The organism is Streptomyces sp. NPDC048291, assembly GCF_043201715.1.
Taxonomy (GTDB): Bacteria; Actinomycetota; Actinomycetes; order Streptomycetales; family Streptomycetaceae; genus Streptomyces.
Map to the genome: position 1 here is coordinate 290878 of NZ_JBICZC010000005.1, position 25657 is coordinate 316534.

Below are 25657 nucleotides of genomic sequence, written 5' to 3' on the forward strand. Positions count from 1 at the left end.
TCCCTGATCCTTTTCGAGGCGATCCACCGTGTTCCTGACGATCACCACCACCGGCACCCCCGAACGTCCCGCGACCGACCTCGGGTTCCTGCTGCACAAGCACCCCGACAACGCCCAGACCTTCACCACCTCGCACGGCATCGCGCACGTCTTCTACCCCGAGGCGGATGCCGGGCGCTGCACGGCGGCGCTGCTCCTGGAAGTGGACGCGGTGGCGCTGGTCCGGCGCGGCAAGGGCAAGGGACGCGGCGGAGCCCCCGACGCGGCGCTCGCGCAGTACGTCAACGACCGCCCGTACGCGGCCTCCTCGCTGCTCGCCGTGGCGATCGGCAACGTCTTCTCCAGCGCGATGCGCGGCGTCTGCAGGGCCCGCCCCGAAGCCCCCGCGCAGGCACGGCCGTTGCGCGTGGAGGTACCCGCGCTGCCCGCCCGCGGCGGCCCCGACCTCGTACGGCACCTGTTCGAGCCGCTCGGCTGGACGGTGACCGCCGAACCGGTCGCCCTGGACGCCGAGTTCCCGGAGTGGGGCGAGTCGCGGTACGTCGGCCTGGTCCTGGAGTCCGAGGCGCTGACCCTCTCCGAGGCGCTGCGCCACCTCTACGTCCTGCTGCCCGTCCTCGACGACGCCAAGCACTACTGGGTCTCCTCCGAGGAGGTCGACAAGCTGCTGCGCGCCGGCGAGGGCTGGCTGCCCGGTCACCCCGAGCAGAAGCTCATCACCAGCCGCTACCTGTCCCGCCGCTGGTCCCTGACCCGGCAGGCGATGGAGCGGCTGGAACTGGTGCGGCTCGCCGAGTCCGACGACAGCGGGGTCGAGGAGATCGACAACGCGGTCGAGGAGGAGACGGAGACCGAGGAGAAGCCGACCCCGCTCGCCGTGCAGCGCCGGGACGCGATCCTCGACGCGCTCAGGCGCTCCGGCGCCGCCCGGGTCCTCGACCTCGGCTGCGGGCAGGGCCAGTTGGTGCAGGAGCTGCTGAAGGACCCGTCCTTCACGGAGATCGTCGGCGTCGACGTGTCGATGCGGGCGCTCACCATCGCCTCCCGGCGGCTCAAGCTGGACCGCATGGGGGAGCGGCAGGCGGCCCGTGTCAGCCTCCTCCAGGGCTCGCTCGCCTACACCGACAAGCGGCTCAAGGGGTACGACGCGGCCGTGCTCAGCGAGGTCGTCGAGCACCTCGACCTGCCGCGGCTGCCCGCCCTGGAGTACGCCGTGTTCGGCGCCGCCCGCCCGCGCACGGTCCTCGTCACCACCCCGAACGTCGAGTACAACGTCCGCTGGGAGACCCTCCCCGCCGGCCACACCCGGCACGGCGACCACCGCTTCGAGTGGACCCGCGAGGAGTTCCGCGCCTGGGCCCACCGGGTCGCCGAACTCCACGGCTACGACGTCGAGTTCACCCCTGTCGGCCCGGACGACCCCGAGGTCGGCCCACCCACCCAGATGGCCGTTTTCGAAATGAGCACAGTTCCCGCAGGCGTCGCGAAGGAGGCGAAGGCGGCATGACCGAGACACAGCGCACCGGACGGGTCCTCGCCGTCACCGACCTCTCCCTGGTCGTCCTCGTGGGCGCCTCCGGCTCCGGCAAGTCCACCTTCGCCCGGCGCCACTTCAAGCCGACCGAGGTCATCTCCTCCGACTTCTGCCGCGGTCTGGTCTCCGACGACGAGAACGACCAGAGCGCGACCAAGGACGCCTTCGACGTCCTGCACTACATCGCCGGCAAGCGGCTCGCAGCCGGCCGCCGCACGGTCGTCGACGCGACCAGCGTGCAGCAGGAGTCCCGGCGCCAGCTGGTCGACCTCGCCAGGCAGTACGACGTGCTGCCCATCGCCGTCGTCCTCGACGTGCCCGAGGAGGTGTGCGCCGAACGCAACGCGAGCCGCACCGACCGGGCCGACATGCCCCGCCGGGTCATCCAGCGCCACATCCGCGAACTCCGCCGCTCCGTACGGCACTTGGAGCGCGAGGGTTTCCGCAAGGTGCACATCCTGCGCGGCGTCGAGGAGATCGAGTCGGCGACCGTCGTCACCGAGAAGCGGTTCAACGACCTGACCCACCTCACCGGCCCCTTCGACATTGTCGGCGACATCCACGGCTGCGCCAGCGAACTGGAGTCCCTGCTGACCGAGTTGGGTTACCGGGACGGCGTCCACCCGGAGGGCCGTACGGCCGTCTTCGTCGGCGACCTCGTCGACCGCGGCCCGGACAGCCCCGGCGTGCTGCGCCGGGTGATGTCGATGGTCGGCTCGGGCAACGCCCTGTGCGTCCCCGGCAACCACGAGAACAAGTACGGCCGTTATCTCAAGGGCCGCAAGGTCCAGCACACCCACGGACTCGCCGAGACCGTCGAGCAGATGGACGGCGAGAGCGAGGAGTTCAAGGCGCAGGTACGGGAGTTCATCGACGGACTGGTCAGCCACTACGTCCTCGACGGCGGAAAGCTGGTCGTCTGCCACGCCGGGCTGCCCGAGAAGTACCACGGCCGCACCTCCGGCCGGGTCCGCTCGCACGCCCTGTACGGCGACACCACCGGCGAGACCGACGAGTTCGGCCTGCCCGTGCGCTACCCGTGGGCCGAGGACTACCGGGGCCGGGCCGCCGTCGTCTACGGCCACACCCCGGTCCCGGAGGCCACCTGGCTCAACAACACCATCTGCCTGGACACCGGCGCCGTCTTCGGCGGCAGGCTCACCGCGCTGCGCTGGCCGGAGCGGGAGCTGGTCGACGTACCCGCCGAGCGGGTCTGGTACGAGCCGGCCCGCCCGCTGCTCACCGAGGCGCCCGGCGGCCAGGACGGACGCCCGCTGGACCTGGCGGACGTCCACGGGCGCCGGGTCGTCGAGACCCGGCACCAGGGCCGGATCGCGGTCCGCGAGGACAACGCGGCGGCCGCCCTGGAGGTGATGAGCCGCTTCGCGATCGACCCGCGCCTGCTGCCCTACCTCCCGCCGACCATGGCCCCGACCGCCACCTCGCACATGGACGGCTACCTGGAGCACCCGGCGGAGGCCTTCGCCCAGTACGCCGCGGACGGGGTCGCCCGGGTGGTGTGCGAGGAGAAGCACATGGGCTCGCGGGCGGTGGCGCTGGTGTGCCGGGACGCGGAGGTCGCCCACAAGCGCTTCGGTGTCGCCCCCGGCCCGACCGGCTCCCTGTACACCCGCACCGGACGCCCGTTCTTCTCCGACGAGTCGGTCACCGAGGAGATCCTCGGCCGCATCCGCGGCTCCGTCGACGCGGCCGGCCTCTGGGACGAACTCGCCACCGACTGGCTCCTGTTGGACGCCGAACTGCTGCCCTGGTCGCTCAAGGCCTCCGGCCTGCTGCGCACCCAGTACGCGGCCGTCGGCGCCGCCTCCGGCGCGGTCTTCCCGGGCGCGCTTGCGGCCCTGGAGCGCGCGGCGGCCCGGGACGTGCAGGTGACCGATCTGCTGACCCGGCAGCGCGAACGCGCCGCCGACGCGGCCGCGTTCACGGACGCCTACCGCCGCTACTGCTGGACCACCGAGGGCCTGGACGGGGTGCGCCTGGCCCCCTTCCAGATCCTCGCCGTCCAGGGCCGCAGCCTCGCCGCCCTCCCGCACGACGAGCAGCTCGCCCTCCTGGACCGGCTGGTCGAGCACGACCCCACCGGCCTGCTCCAGACCACCCGCCGCCTGCACGTCGACACCGGCGACCCGGAGTCGGTGCGGGCAGGCGTCGACTGGTGGCTGGAGATGACCGGCCGGGGCGGCGAGGGCATGGTCGTCAAACCGGCCGCCGCGGTGGTCCGCGACCCACAGGGCCGACTCGTCCAGCCCGGCATCAAGTGCCGGGGCCGCGAGTACCTCCGGATCATCTACGGCCCCGAGTACACCCGCCCCGACAACCTCACCCGCCTGCGGGGCCGCTTCCTCAACCACAAGCGCTCCCTGGCCATCCGCGAGTACGCCCTCGGCCTGGAAGCCCTGGACCGCCTCGCGGACGGCGAGCCGCTGTGGCGCGTGCACGAGGCGGTCTTCGGGATCCTGGCCCTGGAGTCGGAGCCGGTGGACCCACGGTTGTGACCCACGGCCGTGACCCGCGGCGGTGAGCCGCGGTCGTCACCTGTGGCCGGTCGGCTGACCCGCGGCGGCTGCGGACGGCCGGTCAGCCGACCAGCCGCAACCGCCGCCCGCACGCCCCCACCCGGACCGTCTGCCCCCAGGTCAGCTCGAGGGCGTCGGTCTCGATGCCGTCGCCGAAGGCGATGAGGCGGTCCGACTCGACCGTGAGGGTCAGGGACGCCGAGGCCGTCAGCTCGCCGGCGACGAGGGAGGTCCCGGTCGCCGGTGAGGGCCAGGCCTCCCGGACGAACCAGAGGAGGCGGTCCTCCGTGGGGGCGGGCAGCGGGAGCCGGGCGCCGCGCTCCTGCCACACCGAGCGCAGCCAGCCGGTGGCCCCGGTGCCGGTGCCCACCAGCACCCCGGAGGAGGCCTGGGCCTCGACGACACCCCCGTCGTTCTCGAGGCCCAGGCGGTATCGGGCGGTCTGATGACCGGCGGTACCGAGGTAGATCTCGTTGAGCGCCACGAGCCGCTGGGTGTCGTCGGCGACCGCCTCGACCATCGTCAGCTCGTCGGCGCCCGTGGCCGTGGCGCCCACCGAGGCCAGCAGGACGGGCGCCTGCTCCGGGCGGTGCCGTACCAGGACCCCCGGGTTGCGGCCGGGGTCGGTGTCGACGCCGATCACCGGCTGGCCGTCCAGGTACTTGGCGACGTTCGCCACCAGCCCGTCCTGGCCGACCACCACGACCACGTCCTCGGGCGCGAACAGGAAGCGGTCCAGGTCGGCCCGCTCGACCCGGGCCTGGCGCCAGGCCAGCGGCACCGCCGAGGTCACCTCGGTGAGCGCCCGCCGGGTGCGCCGGTGGCGTTCGGCGACCTCGGCCACGTCCCGGCCCCGGGAGGCGAGGAAGAAGGCGGCCTGGCCGTGCGTGCCGTGCCGGGCCACCAACTCCTCGTACTCCGTGGTCCGGTGGACCAGCACGGCCCGCGGCGCGAGGCTCATTCCCGCTCCCCGCCCAGCTTGGCGAGGAGCCCGGTCAGCACGTCCGGCGACACGGTCACGCTGTCGATGCGCGGCAGGTTCTCGGCGAGCCGGGCACCGGTGAGGGCGTGCAGCGTGGCCACGTCCGCCTCGCCGTGCACCCGCAGCCAGGCCGCCTGCGCCGCGGCCCGCGCCTCGCCGACCTCCCGCGCCCCTACGGCCTCGGCCCGCGCCAGGGTGACCGCCCGGGCCGCCTCCGCCTCGCCCAGCTTCGCCGACCTGGCCGCCTCCGCCTCCGCCAGCCGTACCGTGCGTGCCGCCTCGGCGTCCGCAAGCGTCACGGACCTGGCCGCTTCCGCCTCCGCCAGCCGCACGGACTTGGCCGCCTCCGCCTCCGCCAGCTTGACCGTCCGGGTCGCCTCCGCCTGCGCGCGCACCGCGTCCGCCGCCGCGAGCTCCTCCGCTTCGCGCCGCGCGTTGGTGCCCCGCTGCTCGACCAGCTGCTCCTCGCGGCGGGCCAGTTCGATCTGGCTCGCCAGCTCGTTCTCGGCAATCGCCCGCTCCCGCTCGACGGCCACCGCGCGCCGCTCGTACGTCGCCCGGTCGGCCTCCTGCTGGATCTGCTCCCGGGCCGGGGTGCGCAGCGCGCGCTCCACCTCGGGCTCCGGCCGCAGCGCCATCACGCGGACGGCCACCACCTCGATGCCGGTCGCGGGCAGCCGCGGTTCCGCCGCCAGGCCGGCCGCGATCCGCTCCCGGACCACCGCGACCCCGTCCACCAGCGTCTCCGCCAGCGGGGTGCGGGCCAGCGCGTCCAGCGCGTGCTGCTGGGCCGTCTCCGTGAGCAGGGTGCCCAGCTGTTCGAGCGGGGTGCCGCGCCAGACCCCGGTGTCCGGGTCGATGGAGAAGTCCAGCCGGGCCGCCGCGACGGCCGGGTCGCCGACGCGGTAGGTGACGGTCGCCTGGACCGCCACGTCCTGGAAGTCGGCCGTACGGGCGTGGAACGTCATCGCCAGTTCACGGTCGTCGACCGGGATCTCGGAGATCGCCGCGGTGAGCGCGCGGTACCAGAAGCTGAGCCCCGGCCCGTCGTGCAGCAGCTTGTCGCCCCGGTGGTGTCTGACGTGCGCCGTCGGCGCGCCGCGCAGATGGCGCCAGCCCAGGCGTCGGGTGATGTCGGCCATCGGATCCGCCCCCTCGCTTTAAGAGTCATGATGACCATAATCTTGGACGCTGTTTGTCGTCAAGAGGACGAGAACAAGATTCGGTCGAGCAGGGGGTGAAGACGGTCGCCGATGGTCAGGATGGAGACATGGGATTCCACGTCGACTCCGAGGCCGGGCGGCTGCGCCGCGTCATCCTGCACCGGCCGGATCTGGAGCTCAAAAGGCTCACCCCGAGCAACAAGGACGCCCTCCTCTTCGACGACGTCCTCTGGGTGCGCCGGGCCCGGGCCGAGCACGACGGGTTCGCCGACGTGCTGCGCGACCGCGGGGTCGCCGTCCATCTCTTCGGCGACCTGCTCGAAGAGGCACTGGCGATCGAGGCCGCCCGCACCCTCGTCCTGGACCGCGTCTTCGACGAGAAGGAGTACGGCCCGCTCGCCACCGACCACCTGCGCGCCGCCTTCGAGAAACTCCCGGCGGCCGAACTCGCCGAGGCGCTGGTCGGCGGCATGACCAAACGGGAGTTCCTGGACGCGCACGCGGAGCCCACCTCGGTCCGCTTCCACGCCATGGACCTCGACGACTTCCTCCTCGAACCGCTCCCCAACCACCTCTTCACCCGCGACACCTCCGCCTGGGTCTACGACGGTGTCTCCATCAACGCCATGCGCTGGCCCGCCCGGCAGCGCGAGACCGTGCACTTCGAGGCGATCTACCGGCACCACCCGCTCTTCCGCGGCGAAACGTTCCATGTGTGGTCGGAGGGGCAGGCCGCCTACCCCTCCACCATCGAGGGCGGCGACGTCCTGGTGATCGGCAACGGCGCGGTCCTGATCGGCATGAGCGAACGCACCACCCCGCAGGCCGTCGAGATGCTCGCGCACAAGCTGTTCGCGGCCGGCTCGGCGCGGACCATCGTCGCGCTCGACATGCCGAAGCGGCGCGCCTTCATGCATCTCGACACCGTGATGACCATGGTCGACGGCGACACCTTCACCCAGTACGCGGGCCTCGGCATGCTCCGCTCGTACACCATCGAACCGGGCACCGGCGAGAAGGAGCTCAAGGTCACCGACCATCCGCCGGAGCACATGCACCGGGCCATCGCCGCCGCCCTCGGCCTCAGCGAGATCCGCGTCCTGACCGCCACCCAGGACGTGCACGCGGCCGAACGCGAGCAGTGGGACGACGGCTGCAACGTCCTCGCCGTCGAACCCGGCGTCGTCGTCGCCTACGAACGCAACTCCACCACCAACACCCACCTGCGCAAGCAGGGCATCGAGGTGATCGAGATCCCGGGCAGCGAACTGGGGCGGGGGAGGGGTGGGCCGCGGTGCATGAGCTGCCCGGTGGAGCGGGATGCCGTGTGACGCGTGACGCGTGACATGCGACATGTGACATACCACTGAGCCCGCCCCGGCCGGACCCCCACCGGTGCCTGTATAGAAATGTGGAACATCGTATAGACTTCCAAGGTCCCCGAAGCCGACCCGACCGCTGGAGCGCCCCATGGCGACTGTCCCGACCGCCCTCGCCGGCCGCCACTTCCTCAAGGAGCTGGACTTCACCCAGGAGGAGTTCCGCGGGCTGGTCGAGCTGGCCGCCGAGCTGAAGGCGGCCAAGAAGGCCGGGACCGAGACGCGGTACCTGCGCGGGAAGAACATCGCGCTGGTCTTCGCGAAGACCTCCACCCGCACCCGCTGCGCCTTCGAGGTCGCCGCCGCCGACCAGGGCGCCGCCACCACCTACCTCGACCCGGCCGGTTCGCAGCTCGGGCACAAGGAGTCGGTGAAGGACACCGCCCGGGTTCTCGGCCGGATGTACGACGCCATCGAGTACCGCGGGCACGGCCAGGGCGTCGTCGAGGAGCTGGCCGCGTTCGCCGGGGTGCCCGTCTACAACGGGCTCACCGACGAGTGGCACCCCACCCAGATGCTCGCCGACGTGCTCACCATGACCGAGCACAGCGACAAGCCGCTCACCGGGATCGCCTTCGCCTACCTCGGCGACGCCCGTTACAACATGGGCAACTCCTACCTCGTCACCGGCGCCCTGCTCGGCATGGACGTCCGGATCGTCGCGCCCCGCCTGCTGTGGCCGGACGACACCATCGTCGAGCTGGCCCAGCAGCTCGCCGGCGCGTCCGGCGCCCGGATCACGCTCACCGAGGACGTGAAGGAGGGCGTGCGCGGCGCGGACTTCGTCGCCACCGACGTCTGGGTGTCGATGGGCGAGCCCAAGGAGGTCTGGGACGAGCGCATCGCGCTGCTCGGGCCCTACGCCGTCACCATGGACGTGCTGCGCGCCACCGGCAACGCCGACGTCAAGTTCCTGCACTGCCTGCCGGCCTTCCACGACCTCGGTACCGTCGTCGGCCGCGAGATCCACGAGCGGCACGGGCTGACCGAACTGGAAGTCACCGACGAGGTGTTCGAGTCCGAGCACTCGGTCGTCTTCGACGAGGCCGAGAACCGGATGCACACCATCAAGGCGGTCCTGGTGGCCACCCTCGCCTGACCGGCGCCCGACCGGCGCCCGACCAGCCCTCTTCATTGCCCCTATGCTGTGCGGCGGCCCGGCACCACCCCTCGCCGGAGCCGCCGCCGCGACCGACCCCGGATCGCACCCGCACCACCAGAAACGAGCACCACCCGCATGCCCCGCATCAAGTCCCCGCACCTCCTGGTGGCCGAATCCGGCGCCGACCGGGAGGGCCACGGCCTCCGCCGCACCATGGGCCTCTTCCAGCTGATCTGCTTCGGCATCGGCGCGATCGTCGGCACCGGCATCTTCGTCGGCCTCTCCGACTCGGTCGCCCAGGCCGGTCCCGCCGTCGCCGTCTCCTTCGTGCTCGCCGCGGTCACCTGCGTCTTCACCGCCCTCTCCTTCGCCGAGCTGGGCGGCGCGATCCCGGTCTCCGGATCGTCGTACTCCTTCGCCTACGCCGGACTCGGCGAGTCCACCGCGTTCCTGGTCGGCTGGTGCCTGCTCCTGGAGTACGGCATCTCGATCTCGGCCGTCGCGGTCGGCTGGAGCCAGTACGTCAACGAGCTGCTGCACAGCCTCACCGGCCTGCAGCTCCCGCACGACCTGTCCGCGGGCCCCGGCGACGGCGGGACCGTGAACCTCCCCGCCGTGATCGTCATCGCGATGGCCGCCGTCCTGCTGGTGCGCGGGGTCCGGGAGAGCGCCCGGGCGACCGCCGCGATGGCGGCCGTGAAGCTGGTCGTCCTGGTCGCGTTCTGCGCGATCGGCTTCAGCGCGTTCAAGGACGGCAACCTCGTCCCGTTCTCGCCGGCCGGGCTCGGCGGCATCGGCGCGGGCACCACCGCCGCGTTCTTCTCCTACATCGGCTTCGACGCGATCACCACGGCCGGCGAGGAGGCCAAGAACCCGCGCCGGGACATCCCGGTCGCGATCCTGGTCTGCATGGGCGTGGTCACGCTGCTGTACTGCGCGGTCGCGCTGGCCGCGATCGGCGCCATCGGCGGCGGTCAGGTCGCGGGCCGCCCCGCCGCCCTCTCCTACGTCGTGAACCAGGTCACCGGTTCCACCATCGGCGGCGGTGTGATCGCCTTCGGCGCGGTCGTCGCCATCGCCTCGGTCGTCCTCGCGGTGATGTACGGCCAGACCCGCATCCTCATGTCCATGTCCCGGGACGGCCTGATCCCGCGCGTCTTCGAGAAGGTCTCCCCGAAGACCGCCACCCCGGTGGCCGGCACCCTGATCGTCGCGGCCGTCTTCGCGCTTCCGGCGGCCTTCGCCTCGCTGGACGCGGTGATGAACCTGTGCACCATCGGCACCCTCGCGATCATGGCCGTGGTGAACATCGCGGTGATCGCCCTGCGCCGCCGCGAACCGTCCCTCGCCCGCACCTTCCGGGTGCCGCTCTACCCGGTCGCCCCGCTGCTGGGCGTGGGCTTCTGTCTCTACCTGATGTACGAGACGGGCTGGACGACCTGGCTCCAGTTCGCCGTCTTCCTGGCCGTGGGCCTGCTGGTCTACGTCGGCTACGGGCGCCGGAACTCCAGGCTGGCCGCTTCGGCGGTCGCTACGCCGGACGCCACTGACGCGGTACTACAGGAAGCCTGAACCACACCGCCTTGCCGGACTCGGTGGGGCGGTGCCCGCAGGACGAGCTGAGGGCGCGGATCAGCAGCAGGCCGCGCCCGCCCTCCTGCATGGGGTCGGGCTCCTCGATCACCGGACGGGTGAGATGGCCGGGCGGCGCCGGGTCCGGGTCGTGCACCTCGACCCTGCAGCCCCCCGGCACCATCTCGACGACCAGCTCTATCGGCCCCTTGCCGGCGGTGTGCTCCACGGCGTTGGCGACCAGTTCCGCCGTGAGCAGTTCGGCGGTGTCGGCGTCGGGCGCGTGCTCGGCCTCCTCCATCGCCGAGCGCACCAGGGCACGGGCGACCGGCACGGCCGCGACGGTGTGCGGCAGCGCGATACGCCAGGAGGCGGCGGAAGGTGGTTCGTACACGGCGATTCCGTTCATGGCGCAGGCGATCACTGCTTGTCCTGCTTTCAACTGTAGGAATGGTACGGGTCCCGTCCCGGACGCTGTCGGCGCCCCCCTGACGGGACCTTCGTCCCGGTAACGGGTGGCTTACCCCGCCCGGGGGCCCGTCTCGCACATCCGGCTCCGCTGTTACCGCGTTATTGACGCGCCGTGACCTTGTGACGCGGTACATACGGAAGAGCCCCCGGAATCCGGGGGCTCTTCCGTCGCAGGAGGGATGGGGGGGATCAGCCGAACTCGACCATTCCCGCGGTCAGCGTCGCGCCGTCCGCCGGGTCGATCAGGATGAACGCGCCGGTACGGCGGGAGACCGCGTAGGCGTCCAGCGGCAGCGGCTCGGCGCTGCGCAGGGTGATCCGGCCCAGGTCGTTGGCGGTCAGCGAGGTCGCGCCCCCCAGGTCCCGGACGATCGCCTTGACGGTCCGGGTGGCGTGCTTGAGCAGTACCCGGTCGCCGACCCGGAGCGGCCGGTCGGCCAGATGACACACGGCCGCCGTCACGTTCTGGGTGAGCACCGGCGCCTCCGGACCGGCGGTGATCATGTCACCGCGGGACACGTCCCGCTGGTCGGCCAGCCGCACCCCGATGGACTGCGGGGCATGGGCCGCCCGGGCGCCGGCCCCGAGCACGTCGATCGCCGCGATCTCCGAGGTCTCGCCGGACGGGTGGACGGTGACCCGGTCGCCGACCCGCAGTGAGCCCGAGACCAGCTGGCCTGCGTAGTGACGCACGTCGCCGTGCCGGATGACGTACTGGACCGGGAAGCGGGCCGGGGCGTCGGCGGCGTCCGCGGCCACCGGGACGTTCTCCAGGAACTCCAGGAGCGCCGGGCCGCCGTACCAGTCCATGTGCGCGGAACGGTCGACGACGTTGTCGCCCACCAGCGCCGAGACCGGGATCGCGGTGACCTCGGGGAGCCCCAGTTCGGCGGTCTGGGCGGTGAAGTCGGCGACGATCCGCTCGAACTCGGCGCGCTCGTAGCCGACCAGGTCCATCTTGTTGACGGCGAGGACGACGTGCGGGACGCGCAGCAGGGCGGCCACGGCTGCGTGCCGCCGGGTCTGCTCGACCACCCCGTTGCGGGCGTCGACCAGGATGATCGCCAGTTCGGCGGTGGACGCGCCGGTGACCATGTTGCGGGTGTACTGCACGTGGCCCGGGGTGTCGGCGAGGATGAACCGGCGCTTCGGGGTGGCGAAGTAGCGGTACGCCACGTCGATGGTGATGCCCTGCTCGCGCTCGGCCCGCAGACCGTCGGTCAGCAGGGCGAGGTCCGGGGCGTCCTGGCCGCGCGAGGCGGACGCGCGCTCCACGGCCTCCAGCTGGTCGGTGAGGACCGACTTGGAGTCGTGCAGCAGCCGTCCGACCAGGGTGGACTTGCCGTCGTCGACCGAGCCGGCGGTCGCGAACCGCAGGGTGTCGATGGTCGTGCTCATGCTTAGAAGTACCCCTCGCGCTTGCGGTCTTCCATCGCGGCCTCGGAGAGCTTGTCGTCGGCACGCGTGGCGCCGCGCTCGGTGAGCCGGGAGGCGGCGATCTCGGCGATCACCTTCTCGATGCTGTCGGCGTCGGAGTCGACCGCGCCCGTGCAGGACATGTCACCGACGGTCCGGTAGCGGACCCGCCGCTTCTCGACGGTCTCGTTCTCCCGCGGCCCGCCCCACTCGCCGGCCGTCAGCCACATCCCGCCGCGCATGAAGACCTCGCGGTGGTGGGCGTAGTAGATCTGCGGGAGTTCGATCTCCTCGCGGGCGATGTACTGCCAGACGTCGAGTTCGGTCCAGTTGGACAGGGGGAAGACGCGGACGTGTTCGCCGGGGGCGTGCCGGCCGTTGTACAGGTTCCAGAGTTCGGGGCGCTGGCGGCGGGGGTCCCACTGGGAGAACTCGTCGCGCAGGGAGAAGACGCGTTCCTTGGCGCGGGCCTTCTCCTCGTCCCGGCGGCCGCCGCCGAAGACGGCGTCGAACTTCTCGCTCTGGATCTTCTCGGTGAGGGGGAGGGTCTGGAGCGGGTTGCGGGTGCCGTCGGGACGTTCGCGGAGCACACCGCGGTCGATGTAGTCCTGTACGGAGGCCACATGGAGGCGCAGCCCATGTGCGGCGACCACACGGTCGCGGTACTCCAGGACCTCGGAGAAGTTGTGTCCGGTGTCCACATGCAGCAGCGAGAAGGGGATCGCGGCGGGGGCGAACGCCTTCAGCGCCAGGTGGAGCATGACGATGGAGTCCTTGCCGCCGGAGAACAGGATCACCGGCCGTTCGAACTCGCCCGCCACCTCGCGGAAGATGTGGACCGCCTCGGACTCCAGCGCGTCCAGGTGCGACAGCGTGAAGGTGCTCATGCCAGCCCCCGCTCCGCCAGCAGCGCGTGCACCGCGTCCGCCGACTCCTGCGGGGTCTGCTTCTGGGTGTGCAGCACCAGCGCCGGGTCGACGGGCGGCTCGTAGGGGTCGTCGATGCCGGTCAGCCCGGTCAGCTGACCCGCGGCCTGCCTGGCGTACAGGCCCTTCACGTCCCGCTCGCTGCACACCTCGACGGGGGTCGCCACATGGACCTCCAGGTACGGCGTCCCGCTCTTCTCGTGCCGGTTGCGGACCGCCTCGCGGCTGTCGGCGTAGGGGGCGATGACCGGGACGACGGAGAGCACGCCGTTGCGCGCGAGCACCTCGGAGACCAGGCCGATGCGCTGCACGTTCGTGTTGCGGTCCGCCCGGGAGAAGCCGAGGCCGGCCGAGAGGAAGCGGCGTATCTCGTCGCCGTCGAGGACCTCCACGCGATGTCCCTCGGCCTTGAGCCGGTCACCGAGGAGGCGGGCGATCGTCGTCTTGCCCGCGCTCGGCAGCCCCGTCAGCCAGACCGTGGCTCCCTGAGCCCTTGGCGTGGTGGTCATGCGCAACAGACCTCTTCCTTACCTTCTCGGCGAACTCGCGTACGACCCGTCGAAGAGTAGGTAAGAAGTCTGAGAGGAGTGGTTAAGGAACCTGAGGTTTGGCTGAGTGACTCCTGGTACGCAAGAGGTCACAGCCTCCTGCAATGAACATTTCACAAAGGGCGGCCCGTTCACAGACCGGCGAAGGCGCCCCCGGCCTCCCGCAGCCGTTCGTGCAGCGCCTGGAAGACGGCCGCCGAGCGGGTGCCGGGCCAGTCGGCCGGCAGCAGGTCCGTCGGCAGCCCGGGGTCGGTGTACGGCAGGTGGCGCCAGGTGTCGAGGGCGCGGAGATAGTCGCGGTAGGCATCCTCGGGCGGGGTGTCGGCGCGGTGCTCCCAGGCGCGCAGCACCGGCTCGTGGGCGTCGAGGAACTGCTCGTGGGCCTTGGCGATCGCCGTCAGGTCCCACCAGCGCGCGACCGCCTCGGTGGTGGGCTGGAAGCCCAGGTGGTCGCCGCGGAAGAAGTCCACGTACGGGTCGAGGCCGAGCCGGGACAGGGTGTGCCTGGTCTCCTCGAACAGCCGGGCCGGGGCGATCCACACGCCCGGCGCGGCCGTGCCGAAGCCGAGCCCGGCCAGCCGCGAGCGGAGCACGTGCCGCTTCTGCCGCTCCGACTCGGGCACCGAGAACACCGCGAGCACCCAGCCCTCGTCCTGCGGCGGTGCGCAGGCGTACACCCGGCGGTCGCCGTCGTCGAGCAGCTGCCGTGCCTCCGCGGAGAGCTCGTACCCGGCGGCGCCCTGCGCGGTTCTGGCCGGTGCCAGCAGCCCGCGCCGTTTCAGCCGGGACACCGACGAACGTACGGACGGGGCGTCCACGCCCACGGCGGCCAGCAGTCTGATCAGCTCGGCGACGGGCACCGGGCCGGGCAGGAAGCGGCCGTACGCGCCGTAGAGCGTGACGATGAGGGACCGCGGGGCGTGTTGCTCGGGCACGTTGATCATTTTAGGTCCCCGGCATCACTGCTGGTCACCTTCGGTGCACGGCTGAATGAGAGTCAGGGCTCCGGGGCCCGTCCCGGATGCCGCGCGCCGGTTGCCGGGGGCCTGCTCAGGCGGCGGCGACGAGGCGGTCGGCCGGGCCGCGGTGCGGCGGGACCACGCTGCCGTCGGCGTGCAGCTCGCCGGTGTCGTCGAAGACGATCGCCCCGTCGCACAGCAGGGTCCAGCCCTGCTCGGGGCGGGCGGCGACGATGTGCGCCAGGCCGCGGTCGGCCGTCGCGCTGGGGGACTGGTGGGAACACATGGCGCACCTCCACGGGTCTGCCTCCGGCACGGTCGCCGACCGGCATGACCAGACCATGCTCCTGCCGTGAACGCCGGGGAACCTCCTGCCGCGACCTGTGACAACACGCGGACAACCTTCGGACGCCGTCACGACGGTCGCCGCGCCGCCGGGACACGGACACCGCCGTGGGACGCGCCACCGAAGGGGTGACGGTCACGCTCCCGGGCCCGGTCGCCCGGTATCCAGGGCGTACCCCCCACCCCGTTTTCCGGGAAGGAAACCATGCCTGTACGCCCCGCCCTCGCCGCGGCCCTCGGTTCCGCCGCCCTGCTCTGCGGCGCCGTCGCCCCCGCGACCGCCGCCCCGGCGAGCGCCCCCACCGAGGCCGTCACCGTCGACACCACGGGCCGTCTCGCCGCCGACGGCACCGTCACCCTGTCCGGCACCTACACCTGCACCGACGCCACCGGACCGGTGTTCATCAGCTCCTCGCTCAGCCAGGACTCCCCGAACTTCCGGCACGGCATCGGCGGCAGCCAGGCCGTATGCGACGGCACCGAGCACCACTGGGAGAACACCGGCGAGATCACCGGGGAGAAGCTGAAGCCCGGCGCGGCCAACGTCGAGGCCACGATCCTGGAGCTGCGCAACACGGGCGGCCTGCCGCTGCCCTCCATCCACGCCGTCGGCCGGCAGGACATCACCCTCGCCAAGGCCTGAGCCGCGCCTCCGGGCGGTCCGGCGCCCCGGCGGTGCCGGACCGCCGGCCGTCGCCGGCCGTCGCCGGCCGTGGCGAGCCTCCGTCAGCGGGCCAGCAGCTTCCGCAGCGCAGCCCCCACCTCGTCCGGCGCCTCCTCCGCCATGAAGTGCCCGCAGTCCACCGTGCGGTGCTCCAGGTCCGGTGCCCACGCCCGCCACAGCGCGGCCGCGTCGTAGCCGAGGGCGGCGCCCCAGTCCTGCTGGAGGACGGTCACCGGCATGCGCAGCACGTTCCCCGCTGCCCGGTCGGCCCGGTCGTGCTCGGTGTCGACGCCGGCCGAGGCCCGGTAGTCGGCCACGATCGAGGGCACCGCCGCCCGGCAGGCCGCGAGATAGGCGGCGCGGACGCCGGCCGGGATCGCCCCGGGGTCACGCGTCCACAGGTCGAGGAAGTGGCCGAAGAACAGGTCCGGGGCCGCGCCGATCAACTCCTCGGGCAGACCGGGCGGTTGCGCCATCAGGTACAGATGGAAGGCGACGGCGGCCGTGGCGCCGTGCAGCACCTCCCACATGTCCAGGGTGGGCAGCACGTCCAGCAGCGCCAGGTGCGTGACCGCGTCCGGATGGTCGAGCCCGGCCCGGAAGGCGACCAGCGCGCCCCGGTCGTGCCCGGCCAGCGCGAACCGCTCGTGTCCGAGGGCCCGGGCGAGCGCCACGACGTCGGCGGCCATGGTCCGCTTCGCGTACGCCGTCCCGTCCGCGTCGGCCGGTCTGTCGCTGGCGCCGTAGCCGCGCAGGTCGGGACAGATCACGGTGTGTGCGTCCGCGAGGCCGGCGGCCACGTGCCGCCACATCAGGTGGGTCTGGGGGAAACCGTGCAGCAGGACCACCGGGCTGCCGGTGCCGCCGACGGCCGCGTGCAGGGCGACGCCGTCCGCGACCGGGACGCGGTGCTGCCGGAAACCGGGGATGTGCGTACGGGGGATGTCCGTACCGGGGATGTTCATGTGCCGAGGCTCCCGCGCCCGGATCAGCAGCCGATCAGCAGCGTGTGCGGCACGTACGGTGGGCGGGTGAGGATCGACCAGGTCGCCTTCGGGGTGCTCGGGCCCGTGACGGCCGGGCGGGCCGGCCTCCCGCTCGCCCTGAAGGGCCCCCGGCACCGCGCCGTACTGGCCCGGCTGCTCGTCGCCCGCCGGCGCGTGGTGCCCGTCGCCCGGCTGGTCGCCGACCTCTGGGAGGAGCCGCCGCCCGCCGCCGTCGGCGCGATCCGCACCTTCGTGGGCGACCTGCGGCGGATCCTCGAACCCGACCGGCCGCCCCGCGCCCCCGCCCGGCTCCTCGTCACCGACGGCCCCGGCTACGCCCTGCGCGCCGAGACGGTCGACGCCTGGCGGTTCGAGCAGGCCGTGGAGGCCGCCGCGCAGGAGGAGCCCGCACGCGCCGCGCACCTGCTGCGGGAGGCGCTGGAGCTGTGGCGGGGACCCGCCTACGCCGAGTTCGCGGACGAGCGGTGGTGCGGGGGCGAGCGGGCCCGCCTCGCCGAGCTGCGGCTGCGGGCCGTGGAGCAGCGGGCCGAGGCGCTGCTGGCGGCGGACCGGGCGGCCGAGGCGGTGCCCGACCTGGACGCCCACCTCACCGGCCACCCGTGGCGCGAGGAGGCCTGGCGGCTGCTGGCGCTCGCCCTCTACCGGACCGGCCGCCAGGGCGACGCCCTCGCGGTGCTGCGCCGGGCCCGCGCGACCCTCGCCGGGCGGCTGGGCGTCGACCCGGGCCGGGCGCTGCGCCGCCTGGAGGCCGACGTACTCGCCCAGGACCCCGGCCTGGACGCCCCCGCCGCCCGGGAAACCGGCGCGGCCCGGGTCTGGTCCCGGGCGGCCGAGGCGTACGACCGCAACGTCGCCGCCGGTGCCCGGGTCCGGCTGGAATCGACCGTCGGGCTGCTGCGCACGCTCGCGGTGACCGGCTCCGGCGGACTGGCCGCCGCCCGCGAACACCGGCTCGCGGCGATCACCGCGGCCGAGGAGTCCGGCGACCCGGAACTCACCGCCCGGGTCATCGGCGCCTACGACGTCCCCGCGGTCTGGCCCCGGTCCGACGACGAGACGGCCGCCCGCCGCATCGTCCGGGCCGCCGAACGGGCCCTCGTCCTCCTCCCCGCCACCCCGGCCCAGGACGCGGCCCGTTGCCGGCTGCTCGCCACCGTCGCCCTGGAGACACGCGGCACCAGGTCCGGCCGCGCCGCGGCTGCCGCCGCCGAGGCCGAACGCCTCGCCCGCCGCCTGGACGACCCTGCGCTGCTCGCCTTCGCCCTCAACGGTGTCTTCATGCAGTCCTGCGCCCGCACCGGCCTCGCCCCGCGCCGCGACGCCGTCGGCACCGAACTGGTCGCCCTCGCCGCCCGGCACGGCCTGGTCACCTACGAGGTGCTCGGCCACCTGATCAGGACCCAGGCCCGGGCCGCCCTCGCCGACTTCACGACGGCCGACGAACACGCCGCGGCGGCCGACCGGCTGGCGGAGCGTCATGAACTGCCACTGGCAGGGGCGTTCACGACGGGATACCGGGCGCTGCGCCTCGCCGCGCACGGCGGGGGCGGAGCCGAGGCCGCCTACCGCGAGGCCGGCCGGCTCCTCGACGGGCCCGGCATGCCCGGTGTGCGCGACGGGCTGCTTCCCCTCGCGCTGCTCTGCCTCCACCTGGCCGGACGGCCGTACGGCATCCGGGACGCCGTCGACCCGGCCGCCGACTGGGGACCGTACCTCCCCTGGCTCCGCCCCGCCCTCGCCCTCGCCGCCGCCGACGAGAGGACAGCCCGCGCCGCCCTGCGCGAGCTGCCCGAGCCGCCCGCCGACCTCGTGCAGGAGGCCCTGTGGTGCATCGCGGCAGCCGTCGCCCTGGCCCTCGACGACCGCCCGGCCCTGCGCCGCTGCCTGGCGGCCCTCCGCCCGGCCGCGGGCCAACTCGCCGGCGCGGGCAGCGGCTTTCTTACGGCCGGTCCGGTCGACGTCTGGCTGACGGCGATCGAGGAGGCTCTCGGCTGAGCGGGCCCCGCGAAGTTCACCGCGGTTCGGCAGCGCCCCGAAAGGGGCGCGGGGCTGTATTTGATGTGCGGCTGCCGCCGCGTGGGCGCGACCAGCCACGACGCCGCCGCAGCCGACTGACGGCATATCGCGGGAGCGCTACGCCACCAGCTCCTTCCTGATGCGGTCCAGCATGAACGCCGAGGACTCCCGCGCCCGTTCCTCCCACGCGAAGACACACGCGGTGGCGACCCCGTCGAAGCCCAGCTCCCGCAGCGTGCCGAAGAACGCGTCCCAGTCGACCTCGCCCTGGCCGACGTCCAGGTGCTGGTGGATACGGGCCGTGGTGCCGGGCGGGTTGAGGATGTAGCGCAGGCCGCTGGAACCCTTGTGGTTGAAGGAGTCCGCGATGTGCACGTGCCGGAGCCTGTCACCGGCGTACCGCATCATCGCCGCGATGTCCGCCGTCGGGTCCGCGCCCGACAGGTGGAAGGAGTGCGGGGCGCAGTACAGGTAGTTCACCCACGGCTTGTTGATCGCGCGGACCAGGTCGACCGCGGGGGTGTTCTCCTCGCAGAAGTCGTCCGGGTGGGCCTCCAGGTTGAGGGCGATGCCCTCGCGCTCGAAGAGGGGGAGGAGTTCCTCCAGGGAGCGCCAGAAGGCCGCCTCGCTCTCCGCGGCCCGCTCGGGGCGGCCGTTGAACTCGCTGTTCATCAGCGGACATCCGAGGTCCGCCGTGATCTCGATCATCCGCTTCCAGTAGCGGACGGCCGCCTGCCGCTCCGTCTCGTCCGGCGACGACCACTTGTACAGCGGCAGCACCGAGGACAGCTTCACCCCGTGCGTGCGCAGGGAGTTCTTCAGTTCCGCGATCCGGTCGTCGTCCGCGCGCGGGTGCAGGAAGAACGGCATGAAGTCGTCGCGTGGCGACAACTCGATGTACTCGTAGCCGAGTTCGGCGACCGTGCGCACCATGTCGTCGATCGGCAGGGCGCGGAACATGTACGGGTCGAGGGCGATCTTCACGCGGTGCCTCCGTAGAAGGCCGGGCGGGGCTTGAGGTCGGTGGCGACGACGGTGCCCGACTCCAGGGCCTCGACGGTCGCGGCGGTGATGACGGTGGCGGCGTAGCCGTCCCAGGCCGAGGGACCGGTGGGCTCGTTGCCGGCCGCGAGGCCGGCGGTCCACTCGCGGAACTCGGTGTCGAAGGCGTCGCGGAAGCGGCCCACCCAGTCGGTGAGGACCTCGGTGCTGTGCTGTCCGGCGGTACGGACGCCGACCGCGGCCGGGTCGGGCAGCCGGACCAGGCCCTCCTCGCCCACCGCCTCGCACTGGATGTCGTAGCCGTACCGGCAGTTGACGAAGACCTCCAGGTCGATGCGGGCGCCCTTGGCGGTCTCGAAGAGCATGATCTGCGGGTCCTTCAGGTGCGCGAACCGCTTGCTCGTCGCGCGTGGGGTGATCACCTGGGTGGAGACGATCTCGTCGTCGAGGAGCCAGCGCAGCACGTCGACCTCGTGCACCGCCGTGTCCAGCGCGGCCATCGCCGAGGTGTAGGACTCCGGGACGGTCGGGTTGCGGTGGGCGCAGTGCACCATCAGCGGCTCGCCGATCCGGCCGGCGTCGATGACCTGCTTGAGCTGCCGGTAGCCGGTGTCGTAGCGGCGCATGAAGCCGACCTGGACCAGGTGGCGGCCGTGTGCCTGTTCGGCCTCGACGATGCGCAGGCAGTCCTCCGCGGTCGTCGCGAGGGGCTTCTCGCAGAAGACCGGCTTTCCGGCGGCGATCGCGTTCAGCACGTGCTCGGCGTGGGTGGGGCCCCAGGAGGTGACGAGTACGGCGTCCACGTCGTCCGCCGCGACCACGGCCGCGCCGTCGGGCAGCACCCGTGCGCCTACCGGCTCCGCGGCACCGGCGGCGCGGGCCGGGTCGATGTCGGTGACCGCGGTGACCCGGGCCCCGGTGACGGTGTGGGTGAGGCGCTGGATGTGCTCGTTGCCGATCCAGCCGGCGCCGATGACGCCTACACGTACGGTCATGGTCGTCCCTTCAGGGGGTCGTTCGGGAGGTCAGGAGAAGCGGGCCCGGAGTTCGGCTTCGAGGGTTTCGAGGGTGCGGCCCTTGGTCTCGGGGACGTAGAGCTTCACGAAGGCGAGCGAGAAGATCCCCGCCACGACGAAGAGGAAGAAGGTGTTGGAGATCCCGATGGCGGAGACCAGCGACGGGAAGACCAGGCCGATCACGAAGTTGGTCAGCCACAGCACCACGGCCGCGACGCCCATCCCGAAGCCGCGCATCCGCATCGGGAAGATCTCGGAGAGCATCAGCCAGGTCACCGGCGAGATCGCGCCCTGCTGGAAGGCGAGGAAGGTGACGGTCATCGCGAGCACGGCGTAGGCCCGGCCGTCGCCGGCCGGCAGCAGCAGGGAGAAGACGCCGATGAGGAGCAGGGCGAGGGTGGTGCCGAGCTGGCCGGTCATCAGCATGGGCCGGCGGTTGACGCGCCCCAGGAGCCAGATGCCCACGAACGTGGCGAGGACCGAGATGACGCCGTTGGCGATGTTCGCGGTCAGCGCGGTGTCCGAGGCGAAGCCGGCGTCGGAGAGGATCTGGGTGCCGTAGTACATGATCGTGTTGACGCCGGTGATCTGCTGGACGATCGCGATGCCGAAGCCCACGAACATCAGCTTGCGCAGCCACGGCGTGGCCCTCATGTCCTGCCAGCCGCCGAGCTTCGCCTGCTCCTCCTTCACCGCGAGCGCGGACACCTCGGCCAGCTCGGCCTCGGCGCGCTGCTGGGAGCGGACCTGCTTCAGGACTTCCAGCGCCTCGCCGAACCGGGTCCGGGAAGCGAGCCAGCGCGGGCTCTCCGGCATCACCAGCATGCCGAACCACAGCACCACGGCCGGGACGGTGGCGATCACCAGCATCCAGCGCCAGATGCCGCCGCTCTCGCTGCCGACGTGCGCGATCACCGCGTTGGAGGTGAAGGCCAGCAACTGACCGCTGACGATCATCAGTTCGTTGCGGGTGACCAGCGCACCGCGCCGCTCGGCGGGCGAGATCTCCGCCAGGTACACCGGCACGGTCACCGACGCGCCGCCGACCGCGAGGCCGAGCACGAAGCGGGCGACGATCATGAACGCGGTGGTCGGGGCGAGAGTGGCGCCCAGCGCGCCGACGAAGAACAGCACCGCGAGGGTGAGGATCGTACGGCGGCGGCCCCGCGCGTCCGACAGCCGGCCGCCGGCCACCGCGCCGAGCGCGGCGCCCAGCAGCAGCGAGCTGGTGACCATGCCCTCGGTGACCGAGTTCAGCCCGAGGTCCTTGCTCATGTAGGGCAGGGCGCCGTTGATGACGCCGGTGTCGTAGCCGAAGAGCAGACCGCCGAAGGTGGCGATGACCGTGATGACCCGCAGCCGCCGGGAGACCGCGGGGGAGGGCCGGTCGGTGCCGGGGGCGGTGGCCCGGAGCGTGTCGTCGCCGACGTTCATGGGCCGCCTCCTCACCCGTCGAGGGCGGGGCGCCGGGTACCGGACAGCCCGTGGCCGTTCAGGTACTCGCGGGTGCCGGTGGCGATGGGCAGCGGCACCTCGGGGGCGCACGGGTACAGGTCCTGCTCGACGATCACGAACAGTTCGGCGTCGAGACCGGCCAGTTCGGCGATCACGTCGGCGGGGTCCGGCACCCCGGCCGGCGGCGAGACGCACACGCCCCGCTTCACGGCCTCGCCGAAGCCGAGGTCCTCGGCCGCGACCTGGGCGAGGACCGCCGGGTCCATCTGCTTGACGTGGACGTAGCCGACGCGCTCGCCGAAGCGGCGGATCAGGTCGACGTTGTCACCACCGCCGTAGGCCACGTGACCGGTGTCCAGGCACAGGTTCGTGTAGCGGCCGTCGGACTCGTCGAGCAGCCGCTCGATCTCCGGCTGGGTCTGGATGTGGCTGTCGGCGTGCGGGTGGACGACGAGGCGCACGTCGTACTCGTCGAGGAGCAGCCGGCCCAGCCGGTCGGCGGCCTTGCCGAAGCCCGCCCACTGCCCGGCGGTCAGCTCGGGCGACTCGGTGAACGCGCCGGTCTTCTCGTCCCGGTACATGGGCGGGATGAGGACCAGGTGGTGGGCGCCGGCGGCCTGGGTCAGCGTGGCCACCTGGCGGACGTGGGCGAGCATCTCGTCCCAGGCCTCGGGGCGGTGCAGCGCGCCGAACGCGGTGCCGCCGGAGACCTTGAGCCCGCGGGCGTCGAGTTCCTCCTTGAGCTGCCGCGGGTCGGTGGGGAGGTAGCCGTAGGGGCCGAGTTCGAACCACTCGTAGCCGGCCTGCCTCAGCTCGTCGAGGAAGCGGGTGTACGGCACCTGGTGCTCGTCCTCGGGGAACCAGATGCCCCAGGAGTCGGGGGCCGAGCCGAGGCACAGGTTGCCGGCCGTGGTGCGGAGGGCGGATGGCGCCGTTGCCATGGCATGTCCTTCGGGGAGGGGGCTCTGCCGCGTGAGGCGGACCTTTGTCGCGCTCTACTAGCGCGCTCTAGTGCGAGTACGATGACCCCTGTCCGAATGTCATGTCAATACCTTGTTGCCGGGGGATTTCCGGGAGTGTTCGGGGGCAGCCCGTAGGGTGGGCTCCGGCGAAGGGCGGGTGCACAGGTGGATGCGGCGGGCAGGCGGCGGCCGACGATGGCCGACGTCGCGGAGCGGGCGGGTGTCTCCCGGGCGCTGGTGTCGATCGTGTTCCGCAACCAGCCGGGGGCCAGCCAGGAGACGCGTGAGCGGGTGCTGCGGGTCGCCGACGAGATCGGCTACCGCCCGGACAGTGCGGCCCGGCTGCTGGCCCGCGGGCGCAGCCGCACCCTCGGCGTGATGTTCACCGTCCACCAGACCTTCCACACCGACCTCATCGAGGGCATCTACCCGGAGGCCGAGCGGCTCGGCTACGACGTGCTGCTCTCGGCCGCCGCCGAGGGCCGCAGCGAGGAGAAGGCGGTCGAGGCGCTGCTCGGGCACCGCTGCGAGGCGCTGATCCTGCTCGGCCCGGACGCGGACCCCGGCTACCTGGACGAACTCGGCCGGCGTGTCGTGACCGTGTCGGTCAGCAGCCGGGTGCCACGGGCCCGGGTGGACTTCGTGCACAGCGCGGAGAGCAAGGGCGTCCGGCAGGCCATGGACTACCTGGTCGAACTCGGCCACCGCAGGATCCTGCACATCGACGGCGGCCGGGGCCCCGGCTCGGCCGAGCGGCGGCGCTCCTACCGGGCCGCGATGCGCCGGCACGGACTGGAGCCGGAGATCCGGGTCGTACCCGGTGAGCACACCGAGCAGTCCGGCATCGAGACCGGACGGCTGCTGCTCGCCGAACGCGACCGCGGGCTGCCGCTGCCGACGGCGGTGCTGGCGGGCAACGACCGGTGCGCGATGGGCGTGTTGATGTCGATGACGCGCGGCGGCGTCGAGGTCCCGCGCGACGTCTCCGTGGTCGGCTTCGACGACAGCCATCTCTCCCACCTCATGCCGATCGGTCTGACCACCGTCCGCCAGGACGCGCGGCTGATGGCCGAGTACGCGGTGCGGTTCGCCGTGGAGCGGCTGGAGGAGCCCGAACTGGAGCCGCGCGAGGCGGTACTGGACCCGAAACTGGTGGTACGCGGCACGAGCGGACCGCCCCCCGCAGGGGACGGCCCGCTCGCCCGCTGACCGCCGACCGGACGTCAGCGGGTGCCGTTGGCGGCGAACCCGGCGATGGTGGCGGCGTTGTCCCTGGTGACGAACGCGGGCCCGGTGAGCACGGGTTCGGCACCGCCGCCGCTGTAGTTGCCGTTGTTCTTGTACAGCCACAGGGCGTCCACGGCGAGGTAGCCCTGGAGGTAGGGCTGCTGGTCGACCGCGAACTCCACGGAACCGTCCTGGACGGCGGAGACCAGGTCCTTGTTGAGGTCGAAGGTGGCGACCTTCGCCTTGCTGCCCGCGTCCTTGACGGACTGGACGGCGGTCAGCGCGAAGGGGGCGCCGAGCGTGACGACCTGGTCGATCGAGGAGTCCTGCTGGAGCTTGGCGGTGATGGTGGACTTGGCGGACGGCATGTCGGTGCCGTTGACGTAGATCTTCTCCGTCTTGCCCTTGAAGCCCTTGGCGAGACCCGCGCAGCGCGCTTCGAGGGCGACCTGGCCCTGGGACTGGACGACACACAGGGCGTGCTTGGCGCCGAGCTGGTTGAGCCGCTCCCCGAAGGCCTCGCCCGCGATGTTCTCGTCCTGGCCGAAGTACTCCAGCATCCCGAGCTTCTTCCAGTCGTCCACGCCGGAGTTGAAGCCGACGACCGGGATGTCGGCGGCCCTGGCCTTGGCCACGACGGACTTCAGCGCGTCGGGCGTGGCGGCGGTCAGGGCGATGCCGTCGACCTTCTGGTCGATCGCGTTCTGCACCAGGTTGGCCTGGTTGGGGGCGCTGGGGTCGCTGGAGTAGACCAGCCTGATGTTGTCCTTGGCGGCGGCCGCGGCGGCCCCCTTGCGGATCAGGTCCCAGAAGGTGTCGCCGGGCTCGGCGTGCGTGATCATGGCCACCGTCATGCGGGGCGTGGACGCCTTGCCGGCGGACGCGGCCGCGCCGCCGTCCGCGGACTTCTTGCCGCCGGAGCTGCTGGAGCAGCCCGCGGCGAGCAGGACGCCCGCGAGAACGGCGGCGGCCATGGCGGCGGCTCGGTGGTTTCTGTGCATGTCCCTTGCACCTCGCTGTGCGGTCTGGGTCGGCTCTGCGGAGCGGAACGAGCGGTGAGTGACGGGGAAGGAATCCGAGGGCGCGAGCGGTGGGGGCGGCACCGGTGGCCGGCCGGGTGCCTCGCACGGGAGTGGGGAAGGAGCTCCTCGCCGACGGCCAGGGGTGCGACCGCCGACGGCTTGTGGCTATGCTAGAGCGCTTTATTAGCGCGCTCTAGTGACACGTACTATGGGGGCGCCCTCAGGGGATGTCAATCGCTTTGTCATGACGTTCCAACAAAGGCGGCGGAGTCGCCGCGGGGCAGGCCCGGGGTGGGGGAAGCTCGCGCGGGGACACCCCCGTGGCCCCCGCGCGAGCTGGTTCCGAGAGGCG

The 25657-nt window shown here is 72.5% G+C and carries 22 protein-coding genes; 8 read left to right on the plus strand and 14 right to left on the minus strand.

Annotation, left to right across the window (positions count from 1 at the left end):
* The first annotated feature begins 28 nt into the window (after positions 1-28).
* Positions 29-1507: a 3' terminal RNA ribose 2'-O-methyltransferase Hen1 gene (locus ACGF5O_RS15285; protein ID WP_393810348.1), complete on the plus strand. Its 1479-nt coding sequence runs from the start codon at positions 29-31 to the stop codon at positions 1505-1507.
* A complete protein-coding gene (locus ACGF5O_RS15290) occupies positions 1504-4050 on the plus strand; it encodes a polynucleotide kinase-phosphatase (RefSeq protein WP_393810349.1) in 2547 nt (848 codons plus the stop codon). The genes ACGF5O_RS15285 and ACGF5O_RS15290 overlap by 4 nt, the downstream gene beginning before the upstream one ends.
* Before the next feature lie 82 nt (positions 4051-4132).
* On the opposite strand, the gene ACGF5O_RS15295 is transcribed toward ACGF5O_RS15290, so the two are convergent.
* Positions 4133-5032: a hypothetical protein gene (locus tag ACGF5O_RS15295; RefSeq protein ID WP_393810350.1), complete on the minus strand. Its 900-nt coding sequence runs from the start codon at positions 5030-5032 to the stop codon at positions 4133-4135.
* Complete coding sequence (locus ACGF5O_RS15300; RefSeq protein WP_393810351.1) at positions 5029-6195, minus strand: SPFH domain-containing protein; 1167 nt, start codon at positions 6193-6195, stop codon at positions 5029-5031. Before ACGF5O_RS15300 ends, ACGF5O_RS15295 begins: the two co-directional genes overlap by 4 nt.
* Positions 6196-6323: 128 nt before the next feature.
* Between ACGF5O_RS15300 and ACGF5O_RS15305 the strand changes: the two genes are divergently transcribed.
* From ACGF5O_RS15305 to ACGF5O_RS15315, 3 genes are all read left to right on the plus strand, one after another.
* Positions 6324-7547: an arginine deiminase gene (locus tag ACGF5O_RS15305; protein ID WP_393810352.1), complete on the plus strand. Its 1224-nt coding sequence runs from the start codon at positions 6324-6326 to the stop codon at positions 7545-7547.
* Between the two features lie 139 nt (positions 7548-7686).
* Positions 7687-8694, plus strand: coding sequence for an ornithine carbamoyltransferase (gene argF, locus ACGF5O_RS15310; protein ID WP_393810353.1), 1008 nt, complete (start codon positions 7687-7689; stop codon positions 8692-8694).
* 138 nt (positions 8695-8832) lie between these two features.
* Positions 8833-10269: an amino acid permease gene (locus ACGF5O_RS15315; RefSeq protein WP_393810354.1), complete on the plus strand. Its 1437-nt coding sequence runs from the start codon at positions 8833-8835 to the stop codon at positions 10267-10269.
* Here the strand turns inward: ACGF5O_RS15315 and ACGF5O_RS15320 are convergent.
* The 6 genes from ACGF5O_RS15320 to ACGF5O_RS15345 all read right to left on the minus strand — a co-directional run bounded on the left by ACGF5O_RS15320 (position 10229) and on the right by ACGF5O_RS15345 (position 14875).
* Positions 10229-10678, minus strand: a complete 450-nt coding sequence (locus ACGF5O_RS15320) for an ATP-binding protein (protein WP_393810355.1) — start codon at positions 10676-10678, stop codon at positions 10229-10231. The two genes, ACGF5O_RS15315 and ACGF5O_RS15320, sit on opposite strands and share 41 nt — an antisense overlap.
* Positions 10679-10929: 251 nt before the next feature.
* Entirely contained in the window at positions 10930-12138 is a 1209-nt protein-coding gene (locus ACGF5O_RS15325; protein ID WP_393810356.1) for a sulfate adenylyltransferase subunit 1, read from the minus strand.
* Between the two features lie 2 nt (positions 12139-12140).
* The gene (gene cysD, locus ACGF5O_RS15330; protein WP_393810357.1) at positions 12141-13043 is read right to left on the minus strand and encodes a sulfate adenylyltransferase subunit CysD; all 903 of its coding nucleotides are present in this window, start codon (positions 13041-13043) and stop codon (positions 12141-12143) included.
* Positions 13040-13591 (minus strand): adenylyl-sulfate kinase, encoded by a 552-nt coding sequence (gene cysC / locus ACGF5O_RS15335; protein ID WP_393810358.1) that lies wholly within the window; start codon positions 13589-13591, stop codon positions 13040-13042. Before cysC ends, cysD begins: the two co-directional genes overlap by 4 nt.
* Before the next feature lie 170 nt (positions 13592-13761).
* Entirely contained in the window at positions 13762-14574 is an 813-nt protein-coding gene (locus tag ACGF5O_RS15340) for a PaaX family transcriptional regulator C-terminal domain-containing protein (protein ID WP_393810359.1), read from the minus strand.
* 106 nt (positions 14575-14680) lie between these two features.
* Positions 14681-14875: a DUF5999 family protein gene (locus tag ACGF5O_RS15345; RefSeq protein WP_393810360.1), complete on the minus strand. Its 195-nt coding sequence runs from the start codon at positions 14873-14875 to the stop codon at positions 14681-14683.
* 264 nt (positions 14876-15139) lie between these two features.
* On the opposite strand from ACGF5O_RS15345, the gene ACGF5O_RS15350 reads away from it, so the two are divergent.
* Positions 15140-15577: a DUF6299 family protein gene (locus ACGF5O_RS15350; RefSeq protein WP_393810361.1), complete on the plus strand. Its 438-nt coding sequence runs from the start codon at positions 15140-15142 to the stop codon at positions 15575-15577.
* Positions 15578-15660: 83 nt separating this feature from the next.
* Here ACGF5O_RS15350 and ACGF5O_RS15355 read toward each other — a convergent pair whose 3' ends face one another.
* Complete coding sequence (locus tag ACGF5O_RS15355) at positions 15661-16563, minus strand: alpha/beta fold hydrolase (protein WP_393810362.1); 903 nt, start codon at positions 16561-16563, stop codon at positions 15661-15663.
* Positions 16564-16635: 72 nt separating this feature from the next.
* Between ACGF5O_RS15355 and ACGF5O_RS15360 the strand changes: the two genes are divergently transcribed.
* A complete protein-coding gene (locus ACGF5O_RS15360; protein WP_393810622.1) occupies positions 16636-18600 on the plus strand; it encodes a BTAD domain-containing putative transcriptional regulator in 1965 nt (654 codons plus the stop codon).
* Positions 18601-18738: 138 nt separating this feature from the next.
* Here ACGF5O_RS15360 and ACGF5O_RS15365 read toward each other — a convergent pair whose 3' ends face one another.
* Genes ACGF5O_RS15365 through ACGF5O_RS15380 form a run of 4 tightly spaced genes read right to left on the minus strand, consistent with a single transcriptional unit; the run spans position 18739 to position 23035 of the window.
* Positions 18739-19605 carry a sugar phosphate isomerase/epimerase family protein gene (locus ACGF5O_RS15365; protein WP_393810363.1) on the minus strand — a complete coding sequence of 289 codons (867 nt, stop codon included), beginning with the start codon at positions 19603-19605 and terminating at the stop codon, positions 18739-18741.
* On the minus strand, positions 19602-20618 hold the full coding sequence (locus ACGF5O_RS15370) for a Gfo/Idh/MocA family oxidoreductase (protein WP_393810364.1): 1017 nt from the start codon (positions 20616-20618) through the stop codon (positions 19602-19604). The genes ACGF5O_RS15365 and ACGF5O_RS15370 overlap by 4 nt, the downstream gene beginning before the upstream one ends.
* 30 nt (positions 20619-20648) lie before the next feature.
* Positions 20649-22073: a sugar porter family MFS transporter gene (locus tag ACGF5O_RS15375; protein WP_393810365.1), complete on the minus strand. Its 1425-nt coding sequence runs from the start codon at positions 22071-22073 to the stop codon at positions 20649-20651.
* Positions 22074-22084: 11 nt separating this feature from the next.
* Entirely contained in the window at positions 22085-23035 is a 951-nt protein-coding gene (locus ACGF5O_RS15380) for a TIM barrel protein (RefSeq protein WP_393810366.1), read from the minus strand.
* A 216-nt stretch (positions 23036-23251) separates the two neighbouring features.
* Between ACGF5O_RS15380 and ACGF5O_RS15385 the strand changes: the two genes are divergently transcribed.
* A complete protein-coding gene (locus ACGF5O_RS15385; RefSeq protein ID WP_393810367.1) occupies positions 23252-24265 on the plus strand; it encodes a LacI family DNA-binding transcriptional regulator in 1014 nt (337 codons plus the stop codon).
* 14 nt (positions 24266-24279) lie between these two features.
* Here ACGF5O_RS15385 and ACGF5O_RS15390 read toward each other — a convergent pair whose 3' ends face one another.
* The gene (locus tag ACGF5O_RS15390; protein ID WP_393810368.1) at positions 24280-25284 is read right to left on the minus strand and encodes a substrate-binding domain-containing protein; all 1005 of its coding nucleotides are present in this window, start codon (positions 25282-25284) and stop codon (positions 24280-24282) included.
* Positions 25285-25657 lie beyond the last annotated feature (373 nt).

Coding starts and splice junctions, on each gene's coding strand:
- cysC (WP_393810358.1), bottom strand. CDS start 13,591: ATGACCACCACGCCAAGGGCTCAGGGAGCCACGGTCTGGCTGACGGGG.
- ACGF5O_RS15325 (WP_393810356.1), bottom strand. CDS start 12,138: ATGAGCACGACCATCGACACCCTGCGGTTCGCGACCGCCGGCTCGGTC.
- ACGF5O_RS15340 (WP_393810359.1), bottom strand. CDS start 14,574: ATGATCAACGTGCCCGAGCAACACGCCCCGCGGTCCCTCATCGTCACG.
- ACGF5O_RS15350 (WP_393810361.1), top strand. CDS start 15,140: ATGCCTGTACGCCCCGCCCTCGCCGCGGCCCTCGGTTCCGCCGCCCTG.
- ACGF5O_RS15295 (WP_393810350.1), bottom strand. CDS start 5,032: ATGAGCCTCGCGCCGCGGGCCGTGCTGGTCCACCGGACCACGGAGTAC.
- ACGF5O_RS15305 (WP_393810352.1), top strand. CDS start 6,324: ATGGGATTCCACGTCGACTCCGAGGCCGGGCGGCTGCGCCGCGTCATC.
- ACGF5O_RS15375 (WP_393810365.1), bottom strand. CDS start 22,073: ATGAACGTCGGCGACGACACGCTCCGGGCCACCGCCCCCGGCACCGAC.
- ACGF5O_RS15300 (WP_393810351.1), bottom strand. CDS start 6,195: ATGGCCGACATCACCCGACGCCTGGGCTGGCGCCATCTGCGCGGCGCG.
- ACGF5O_RS15370 (WP_393810364.1), bottom strand. CDS start 20,618: ATGACCGTACGTGTAGGCGTCATCGGCGCCGGCTGGATCGGCAACGAG.
- ACGF5O_RS15345 (WP_393810360.1), bottom strand. CDS start 14,875: ATGTGTTCCCACCAGTCCCCCAGCGCGACGGCCGACCGCGGCCTGGCG.
- ACGF5O_RS15315 (WP_393810354.1), top strand. CDS start 8,833: ATGCCCCGCATCAAGTCCCCGCACCTCCTGGTGGCCGAATCCGGCGCC.
- ACGF5O_RS15355 (WP_393810362.1), bottom strand. CDS start 16,563: ATGAACATCCCCGGTACGGACATCCCCCGTACGCACATCCCCGGTTTC.
- ACGF5O_RS15290 (WP_393810349.1), top strand. CDS start 1,504: ATGACCGAGACACAGCGCACCGGACGGGTCCTCGCCGTCACCGACCTC.
- ACGF5O_RS15385 (WP_393810367.1), top strand. CDS start 23,252: ATGGCCGACGTCGCGGAGCGGGCGGGTGTCTCCCGGGCGCTGGTGTCG.
- ACGF5O_RS15390 (WP_393810368.1), bottom strand. CDS start 25,284: ATGCACAGAAACCACCGAGCCGCCGCCATGGCCGCCGCCGTTCTCGCG.
- cysD (WP_393810357.1), bottom strand. CDS start 13,043: ATGAGCACCTTCACGCTGTCGCACCTGGACGCGCTGGAGTCCGAGGCG.
- ACGF5O_RS15320 (WP_393810355.1), bottom strand. CDS start 10,678: ATGAACGGAATCGCCGTGTACGAACCACCTTCCGCCGCCTCCTGGCGT.
- ACGF5O_RS15380 (WP_393810366.1), bottom strand. CDS start 23,035: ATGGCAACGGCGCCATCCGCCCTCCGCACCACGGCCGGCAACCTGTGC.
- argF (WP_393810353.1), top strand. CDS start 7,687: ATGGCGACTGTCCCGACCGCCCTCGCCGGCCGCCACTTCCTCAAGGAG.